Origin of the sequence: Streptomyces sp. NPDC056361, assembly GCF_042262805.1 — a bacterium.
Taxonomy (GTDB): Bacteria; Actinomycetota; Actinomycetes; order Streptomycetales; family Streptomycetaceae; genus Streptomyces.
The window spans coordinates 91,128-100,355 of sequence record NZ_JBHJQI010000006.1 but is presented as its reverse complement, the minus strand read 5'-3'; the positions used below and the strand labels follow the sequence as shown (position 1 = coordinate 100,355).

General features: G+C 76.4%; 6 protein-coding genes. 4 read left to right on the top strand and 2 right to left on the bottom strand.

The features are described from left to right. The first annotated feature begins 57 nt into the window (after window positions 1-57). From ACFCY7_RS03550 to ACFCY7_RS03535, 4 genes are read left to right on the top strand one after another with little or no spacing between them, the layout of a single operon-like run. A complete protein-coding gene (locus tag ACFCY7_RS03550) occupies window positions 58-1,119 on the top strand; it encodes an ABC transporter permease (protein ID WP_376480934.1) in 1,062 nt (353 codons plus the stop codon). Next, window positions 1,116-2,054 carry an ABC transporter permease gene (locus ACFCY7_RS03545; RefSeq protein WP_376480933.1) on the top strand — a complete coding sequence of 313 codons (939 nt, stop codon included), beginning with the start codon at window positions 1,116-1,118 and terminating at the stop codon, window positions 2,052-2,054. Before ACFCY7_RS03550 ends, ACFCY7_RS03545 begins: the two co-directional genes overlap by 4 nt. Then, window positions 2,051-3,016, top strand: coding sequence for an ABC transporter ATP-binding protein (locus tag ACFCY7_RS03540; RefSeq protein ID WP_376480931.1), 966 nt, complete (start codon window positions 2,051-2,053; stop codon window positions 3,014-3,016). The genes ACFCY7_RS03545 and ACFCY7_RS03540 overlap by 4 nt, the downstream gene beginning before the upstream one ends. Beyond that, window positions 3,013-4,062 (top strand): ABC transporter ATP-binding protein, encoded by a 1,050-nt coding sequence (locus ACFCY7_RS03535; protein WP_376480929.1) that lies wholly within the window; start codon window positions 3,013-3,015, stop codon window positions 4,060-4,062. Before ACFCY7_RS03540 ends, ACFCY7_RS03535 begins: the two co-directional genes overlap by 4 nt. 299 nt (window positions 4,063-4,361) lie before the next feature. Here the strand turns inward: ACFCY7_RS03535 and ACFCY7_RS03530 are convergent, their stop codons facing one another. Further along, complete coding sequence (locus ACFCY7_RS03530; protein ID WP_376480927.1) at window positions 4,362-5,327, bottom strand: bifunctional riboflavin kinase/FAD synthetase; 966 nt, start codon at window positions 5,325-5,327, stop codon at window positions 4,362-4,364. Window positions 5,328-5,358: 31 nt separating this feature from the next. After that, window positions 5,359-9,045: a trypsin-like peptidase domain-containing protein gene (locus ACFCY7_RS03525; protein ID WP_376480926.1), complete on the bottom strand. Its 3,687-nt coding sequence runs from the start codon at window positions 9,043-9,045 to the stop codon at window positions 5,359-5,361. Between the last annotated feature and the right edge of the window lie 183 nt (window positions 9,046-9,228).

Sequence of the window (9,228 nt, the reverse complement as noted above, 5' to 3'; positions counted from 1 at the left end):
CCGGGCATTTTCCTGGGGCGGCCCCCCCGCCCCCCCCCCGCCCCCGGTTTTTTTACGGTGACGCGGCAAACCCCCCCCGCGGCGGGGGCGGGGGCCTATGGGGCCCGCGCCACGGACGGCGCGTCCCGCACCGGTTCCTCCGCCGGCTACCTCCGCCACGCGGCGGGGAAGCTCGGCGGCGCACTCGTCTCGCTCTTCGCCGTACTGGTCACCAGCTTCTTCCTCTTCCGGATCATCCCCGGTGACCCGGTCAAGGCGATGACCCACGGCGTGCCCACCTCGGCCGAGCAACTGGCCACGCTGCGGCGTCAGTTCGGCCTCGACCTGCCGCTGTGGCAGCAGTTCACCGACTACTGCGCCAAGGCGCTGAGCGGCGACCTCGGCACCTCGTTCCAGTTCCGCGCCCCCGTCGGCGACCTGATCGCCGAGAAGCTGCCCGCCACACTGCTGCTGACCGGCGTCGCCGTGGTGATCTACTCGGCGCTCGGGCTGTGGCTCGGCACCCGCTCGGCGTGGCGGCACGGCGGGCTCGGCGACAAGCTGAACACCGGCATCGCGCTGACCCTCTGGTCGGTGCCGTCCTTCTGGCTCGGACTGCTGCTCATCATCGTCTTCTCGGTCGGCATGGGGCCGATCCCGGGGCTCTTCCCGACCGGCGGCATGGAGTCCGGCACGGGCGAGACCGGCTTCGCCCACGTCCTCGACGTCGCCCACCACCTGGTCCTGCCGGTGGTCACCCTGGTGGCGGTCGGCTACGCGCAGACGCTGCTCGTGATGCGCTCCTCGCTCCTCGACGAGATGGGCGGCGACTACCTGACGACGGCCCGCGCGAAGGGCCTGCGCGACGACGTGGTGCGCCGGCGGCACGCCGTGCCGAACGCGCTGCTCCCGACCGTCACCATGATCTTCATCAACCTGGGCCACGTGGCGGCCGGGTCGATCCTGGTGGAGACGGTGTTCTCCTGGCCGGGGCTCGGCGGGCTGTTCTACCAGGCGCTGAGCGTGCCCGACCTGCCGCTCGTGCAAGGCCTGTTCGTGGTCTTCGCCGGGGCGATGATCCTCATGAACCTGATCGCCGACCTGCTCTATCCGCTGCTCGATCCCCGGGTGGGACGATGACCACGACGGACACCACGGACACCACGACCGCGAAGGGCGCGCCGCCGACGAGGACGTCGCTGGAGTGGGCGCGCCGCCGCGCGACGGCGGCCCGCTTCTGGAAGCGGTACCGCACCCACCGCGCCGGGCTCGCCGGCCTCGCCGGCCTCACGCTGATCGCCCTGATCGCCCTCGCCGCACCGCTGCTCGTCGGCGCCGACGTGCAGTCGGTGACCGAGGCCCCGGGCACGGCGCTGGAGCCACCGAGCGCCGAATTCCCTCTCGGCACCGACCAGTTCGGGAGGTCACTGCTCGGCCTGCTGATCTGGGGGGCGCGGATCTCGCTGCTCGTCGGCCTGCTCGCGGCGACCCTGTCGGTCGCGATCGGCACGCTGGTCGGGATCATCGCCGGGCACTACGGCGGCTGGTTCTCGACCGTCGTCATGCGGATCACCGACTGGTTCCTGGTGATGCCGACGCTGGTCCTGGCGATCGTGCTCGCCACCGTCATGTCCCGGTCGATGTGGACGGTGGTCCTGGCCATCGGGGTGACCTCCTGGCCGACCACCGCCCGCCTGGTGCGGGCGCAGACGATCGCCGTGGAGTCCCGCCCGTACATCGAGCGGGCGACCGCGCTCGGCGGGGGCCACGGCCACGTCATGAGCCGGCACGTGCTGCCGAACGTGATGCCGCTGGTGCTCGCGCAGACCACGCTCGGGATCTCCACGGCCATCCTCACGGAGGCGACCCTCGCGTTCCTCGGGCTCGGCGATCCGACGGTGGTCTCCTGGGGCGGGATGCTCCAGGACGCCCGCGAGGCGGGCGCCGTCTCCTCCGGGCACTGGTGGTACCTGGCCCCGCCCGGGATCGCCATCGCGCTGGTCGCCCTGGCGTTCACCCTGTGCGGCCGGGCCGTCGAGTCCGTGCTCAACCCGAAGCTGGGGGTGGGGCGTTGAGCCTGCTCGAAGTACGGAATCTGAAGGTGACGTACGGGTCGGGCGCGGACGCCGTGCCCGCCGTACGCGGGGTCGACCTGTCCCTGGAGGCGGGGAGCAAGCTGGGCGTGGCGGGCGAGTCCGGCTGCGGCAAGTCCACCCTCGCGCTCGCGCTGCTGCGGCTGCTCCCGGCCTCGGCGCGGATCGAGGGCGAGGTCCTGCTCGACGGGGAGGACGTCCTCGCCATGAAGTGGGGCCGGCTGCGGGCCGTGCGCTGGGCGGGCGCGTCGATCGTCTTCCAGGGCGCGATGCACTCGCTGAACGCCGTGCACCGGATCGGCGACCAGATCGCCGAGCCGCTGCTCGTGCACGGCCGGGCGACCCCCGCCGCGGCGCGCAAGCGGGTCGGGGAGCTGCTCGAACACGTCGGCCTGCCCGCCGCACGGGCCGCCGCGTACCCGCACGAGCTGTCCGGCGGGCAGCGGCAGCGCGTGATGATCGCGATGGCGCTGGCCTGCGCCCCCCGGCTGATCGTGGCGGACGAGCCGACGACGGCGCTCGACGTGATGATCCAGGCGCAGATCCTGCGGCTGATCGAGGGGCTCGTCGCCGAGCAGTCCATCAGCCTCCTGATGATCAGCCACGACCTGGCCGTCCTCGCCGACACCTGCGACCGGCTCGCCGTGATGTACGCGGGCCGGGTCGTCGAGGAAGGGCCGGCGCGGGCCGTGTACGAGGCCGCCGCGCACCCGTACGGGCGGGCGCTGTCCTCGGCGTTCCCCCGCATCGGCGACCTCGCTTCCCGGCGGGCGCCGCGCGGCCTGCCGGGCGACCCGCCCGACCCGGCCGACCTGCCGGGCGGCTGCGCCTTCCGGCCGCGCTGCCCGGTGGCGCTCGACGCCTGCGCCGCGGAGGACCAGGAACTGCGGGAGGCGGGCGCGGGGCGCCGGGCCGCCTGCGTACACGTGGGGAGCACGGCATGACGGACACCGTGAGCGACGCCGTGGACGGCGCCCCGGACGACTCCGCGGGTTCCGGCGGCGCCGGGCGTACGGGGACCTCCGCGGGGCCGCTGCTCTCGGCGCGCGGACTGCACGTCACCTTCCCCGGCCGGCGCGGCGCGCCGCCCGCGCGCGCGGTGGACGGGGTGGACCTGGACATCGGCACCGGCGAGATCGTGGCCCTCGTCGGGGAGTCGGGCTGCGGCAAGACGACGCTGGCCCGCTCCCTCCTCGGCCTGGTCCGCCCCACGTCGGGCACGGTCGCCTTCGACGGCACACCGCTGTCGTACGCCTCCGGGGCCCTCAAGGCCTACCGGAAGCGGGCGCAGCTGGTCCTCCAGGACCCCAGTGGCTCGCTGAACCCCCGGCACACCGTGTACGACGCGGTCGCGGAGGGGCTCCGGATCCACGGGTACGCGGGGGACGAGCGGGCCGCGGTCGCCGGCGCCCTCGCCCGGGCCGGCCTGCGGCCCCCGGAGCGCTTCTTCCTCCGCTACCCGCACGAGCTGTCCGGCGGGCAGCGGCAGCGCGTCGTCATCGCGGGCGCGCTCGTCCTGGAGCCCGAGCTGATCGTCGCCGACGAGCCGGTGGCCTCGCTCGACGCGTCCGTACGCGGCGAGATCCTGGCGCTGCTGCTGCGCCTGCGCGACGAACTCGGGCTCTCCGCCCTGGTCGTGACGCACGACCTGGGGCTCGCGTGGAACATCGCCGACCGGGTGGCGGTGATGTACCTGGGCCGGGTCGTGGAGACCGGCACGGTGGAGTCCGTCCTCACCCGCCCCCGACACCCGTACACCCAGGCGCTGTTGTCGGTCCTTCCGGAGTCCGGCGACGCGCCGGTCGTGCTGGCCGGCGAGCCCCCGGACCCCTCCCGCATCCCCTCCGGCTGCCGCTTCCACGCCCGCTGCCAGATCCTCGCCTCGGGCGAGGCGGCGGCCGTCGCGCACAGCTGCCGCGAGGAGCTCCTGCCGATCCTGGGCGGCGGCGGGGAGCAGGCGGTGGCCTGCCACTGGGCGGGCCGGGAGTAGGCGCGGGGCCGAGCGCCCCGGACCGGGGGTCTGGTCCCGCCAGCTCACGGAGCGGCGGGTGCCGCGGGCTCGCCCACGGGCGCCTGCGGCCTCGCCGCCCCGGCTCCCGAAGCCTCGGGCTTCGCCGCCCCGGCCGCCGGCCGGGGCCCGGAGGTCTTCGCCGACCCGCACGCCCTCGGCTCCGACCGGGAGGCACCGGGCACGTGTCCTTCGGGCACGGCCCGCGCCCCTGCAGGGGCGCGGGCGCGATGCTCACCCGCACGGAGTCCGAGGTGATGCCCTCGACGCTGCCGCGAGCCCTACGAGGCGGGGTTCTCCCGGTCGTACGTCTCCGTCAGCTCCCGGCAGCGCTTCACGTCGCCGGCCATCGCCAGGAGCAGGTCGTCCAGGGTGTCGAACTTGAGCATGCCGCGCACATACGCCAGGAAGTCCACGGACACGTGCAGCCCGTACAGGTCGAGCCCCTCGCGGTCGATCGCGTACGCCTCGACGGTCCGCTCCGTGCCGTCGAACTGGGGGTTGGTGCCGACCGAGATGGCCGCCGGCATCCGCTCCCCCGCCGCCGTCAGCCAGCCGGCGTAGACGCCGTCCGCCGGGATCGCCGTGTGCGGGAGCGTCTCGACGTTGGCCGTCGGGAAGCCGAGCTCGCGGCCGCGCTGCGCGCCGCGGACGACGATGCCCTCGACCCGGTGCGGGCGTCCGAGGATCTCGCCCGCACCGGTCACGTCGCCCTCGGCGACGAGCCGGCGGGTGAGCGTCGACGAGAACGGCTGGCCGCCGCCCGCCTCCCCGCTGACGTACAGGTCGATGACCTCGACCTCGTAGTCGTACGTCTCGCCGAGCTCGGCGAGGAACGCGACGTTGCCCGCGGCCCGGTGCCCGAAGCGGAAGTTGGGGCCCTCGATGACGGCCTTGGCGTGCAGCTTGTCGACCAGCACCTTGACGATGAAGTCCGCCGGGGACAGCTGGGAGAACTCGGCGGTGAACGGCAGCACAAGCACCGCGTCCACGCCGAGTTCCGCGATCAGCTCGGCACGCCGGTGGTGCGGGGCGAGCAGCGGCGGATGGCTGCCGGGCCGCACGACCTCGGAGGGGTGCGGGTCGAACGTCACCACGACGGTGGGGACGCCGAGCTCCCGGGCGCGCTCGACGGCGCGCCCGATGATCAGCTGGTGTCCGCGGTGCACCCCGTCGTAGGAGCCGATGGTGACGACGCTGCGCCCCCAGTCCTGGGGAATGTCCTCCAAGCCACGCCAGCGCTGCACTGTGACCGCTCCTCGTCCGCCTGTTCGCCGATTACGCCGGTCTAAGACTGCCATGCCCACGGCCTTCGGTTGGCATCGGCATGGAGGTGCCGCGGCTCCGCAGCGTCCGGAGGGTCTCCGGGCCGAGCAGCGGCGCCCAGTCGCCGGGGGCGGCGGCCGTCCAGCCGGCGAGCAGCGCGGCGACACCGGGCAGCTCGCGGCAGTGCCCGGCGAGGGCCCGGTCGAACCGCCGGACCCCCTCGGGCGTACGGGCGCACAGCACGCCGACCCGGTGCACGAGGTCCCGGGTGCGCGGCTCGCTGCACCGCCCCGCGCCCTCGGCCGCGGCCCGCAGCAGCGCCTCCAGGACCGTGAACTCCCCCGTCTCCGCCTCGTACCGCTCGTGCTCGACGAGTACGTCGAGCAGCTCGGCCCGCAGATGGCGGGAGGCGCCGGTGCCGGGCGCGGCGAGGACGGGCGCCAGGGCACGGCGGACGGCGGCGGGGCGCCCCCTGATCAGGCCGGCGACCAGCGGGTGGAGGACGGCCCTGGCCGCCGGGCCGTCCTCGAACCGGCGGTCGACGAAGGCGGCGACGTGCCCGGCGCCCTCGGGGTGGCGGCCCGCGTAGTCGCGCACGAGGGCCGCGACCCGGCGGGCCAGGGCGGGGGTGTCGACCTCGGCGAGCGCCCGCAGCGCGGCGGCCGGCGCCTCGCCGTCGCCCCGCAGCCGGGTCCGGAGCGCGCCGAGGACCAGCTCGGGGTGGCTGCCCAGCGCCTCGGCGAGCGCGGGCGCGGGCACCTGCGGCTCGGCCAGCGCCCGGGGCAGATGGCGGGCGCGGGTGTGCGGGTCGCGGATCAGCAGGCCCAGGGCCGCTCCGTGGAGCGCCCGGTCGCCGGGGCGGGCGAGCAGGGCGAGCGCGGCGTAGCGCAGCAGCTCCCGGTCGGCGGAGGTGACCGCGTGCCCGGCGACCAGCTGCCCGTACGCGGCGGCGGCCACCCGCCGCTCCGGGCGCCCGTCGTCGTGGGCCCACCGGTCGACCGCCCGGCACACGGCCGACGGCTCGTCGCCGGCCAGCGTGGCGAGCAGCCCGTCCGCCAGCGGGTGCGCCGTCGCCACCAGGGCCTCGCACAGGTCGTCGACGGCGAGCCCCCTGCGGGCGTGCAGCAGCGCCTGCGCCGCCGTGGCCACCGTCGCGTGCGGGGCAGCGGGCAGCGGCCGCTCGTCGCCGAACCAGCGGCACAGCAGCGGCTGCACTCCTCGGGGGTCCGCCACGAGCATCCCCGCGACGACGTCGAGGGCCCGCTCCTCGCCGCGCACCCGATGGGGCGATGCCTCTGCGGCGCCGCCGGCGGGCGTGTCCTCGGCAGCACCCGTGGGCGGTCCCGGCGGCGGGTCGGCCGGGACGAGGCGCCGCAGCAGGTCGATGCGCTCGTCCTCGCCGACCGGCAGGGCCTGCCAGAAGCCGGGCCCGAAGGGGGCGAGGGCCGGGTGCCGGCCGGGCCGGGCGCCGACGCGGTCGGCGAGCAGCCGCAGGACGGGCAGGTACGGGCGGGGGTCGGGCAACCGGCGGACGCTCTCGCCGAGCAGCCGGGCGGCCCACCAGGGCCCGTCCCCACCGGGGGCCTCGTCGGGGTGCGCGTCCGCGAAGCGGGCGAGGGACTCGACGAGTGCGGCGAGGCGCGGGGCGAGTCCGGCCGGCCCGCGCTCCCGGTGGAGCAGCAGCAGGGCCTGGAGGACCGGGCCGATGCGGTGCGGCGGCACCGGCAGGTGCTCGACCTCCGCCGCCGGGGGGACGCCCGGCCGCTGCGGGACGCCGTCCCGCTGCCGGGGCACACCGGGGGTCGGCGCCGGGGCGCCGGGGACACCGGGGATGCCGTGGACACCGAGGGCGCCGGGGACATTGGGGGCGCCGGGTGCCGCGGCGTCCGGCGCGGCGTGTCGTACGGGGTGGTCGGTGCCGGGCCGGGGCGGTTCGCCGTGGTGGCGGTGGACCAGGGAGTGCAGGGCCGTGTCGAGGTCGAGGTGGGCGGCCTGGACCCAGTCGGCGAGCTCCTCGTGGGCGAAGCGGTAGCCGGAGCCGGCGGGGACGAGGAGGCCTTCGGTGAGGACGGCGGAGGCCCACCCCTCGCGCCAGGGGAACAGCTCCTCGAAGGAGGCGCGGTCGAGGAGGCCGTGTCCGGGCCCGAGGCAGCGGCGGGCCGCCTCGTGGACCTGGCCGGTGACGCGCGCGGCGAGCCGGCGCACGGCGGTGCCACGGAGGAGGGGCCGGGAGCCCGCGGCGATCCGGACGGCGACGCGGAGGCACACGAGGTCGAGGTGGGCGGTGAAGATCTCCTCGCGGCCTGGCCGTCCGGGGACGCCGTCCGGCAGGGCCGCGCGGACCTCGGCGAGCAGCCGGAGGGCGAGCGGGTGCCGGGCGTCCGCCTCGGCGAGGTCCGTCTCGCCGAGCCCGTACCCCTGGCGTACGGCCCTGGCCTCCGCCTCGGAGTACGGGCCGAGGGTGACGGCCGCCGGCGGCCCGTCACCGGGGTCTCCCGACGGCCGGTGGAGGGCGCCGGGGCCGTAGAGGGCGCCGGCCTGTTCCCAGTGCTCCGGGCGGCAGGCGGTGACGAGGCGGGCGTCGTGGGCGCGGAGCCACCCCTCGGTGGCGGCGGTCCAGTCGGCGAGGCGGTGGGCCAGGCGCGGCGGCATCTCCTCGGGGCCGTCGAGGACGACGAGGAGCGGGCGGCCGGCCTCCCGGGCGAGCGCGGCGGCCCGTTCCGGGGTGGCGGTCGTGGTGTCGCCGAGGGCTCCGGAGGCGGCGACGATGCGGCCCGCCTGGTGGAGCGCGCGGCCGACGGCGTCGGCGAGGGAGCGGTCCTCGGCGCGCAGGTCGGCGCCGCGCAGCCGGACGGTGGGGGCGGGCGCCTCGCCGCGGGCGCGGTGGGCGCAGAGCGAGGCGAGGGCGGTGGTGCGGCCGGTGCCGGGGCCGCCGACCAGCGCGAGCACGAGTGCGGCGCCGGCGGTGAAGCGGGCGAACTCGCGGGCGCAGTCGGGGCGTTCGACGGGGTCGGGCCAGAGTCCCGGCTCGGGTGCGGGTCCGGTGGAGGTGGCGGCGAGTTCGAGGACGCCTGCGAGGTTGAGGTCGGGTCCGTAGGCGGGGACGGTGGCCGCGTTGCGGCGCAGCAGGGCGGTGAGGGGGCCGTCGGGCCGGAGCGGCACCGCGTATCCGGCGGCCTGGCGGTCGCCGTGCAGGGCGGTGCCGAGGACGGCGAGGACGGTGCCGGTGGCGGTGTCGAGGACGGGTCCGCCGGCGGCCTGGCCGCCGAGTCTGAGCGCCTCGGCGCCCTCGGTGCCGATGGCCAGTTCGAGGGCGTCGTCGAGGGCGTGGAAGCGGTCGGTGGCGGTGTACGTGACGGCGGCGGGGCCGAGGACGCGCGCCTCGCGCCAGCCGTGGGCGGCGATCCGCACGTACGTGCCGGGTTCGATCTCGGCGCGGGTCGCGAGCGGCAGCGGGCGCCCGCCGAGCCCTTCGGTCCGTACGAGGGCGAGCCCGCTCTCCGGCAGTCGGATGACGGCCTCGGCCTCGGCGAGCCAGGTGCGGTCGCCGGGGGCGTGCAGGACGACGCGGCTGAGCCCGTCGACGGCTTCGTGACTGGTGACGACCGTTCCTTGGTGGTCGGCGAGGAACCCGGTGCCGCGCGGCCGGCCCGCCAGATCGCAGATCCGCACCAGCGTCGCCAGATCCCCGCGTCCCATGGTGACGACGGTAGGTCGCCGGTGATCACACCACGGCGCTCGCCGGGAAACGCGCCCCCCGTCACTCCCCGGTTCACTTCGAGCGCCTCCCCGATGGGGTGATTTTCCGGCGCTCCGCCGGACAGAGACCTCCCGGGGGGGGAAGCCGGGGGAACGCAGTGGGGCGGACACGCACGCGCGTGT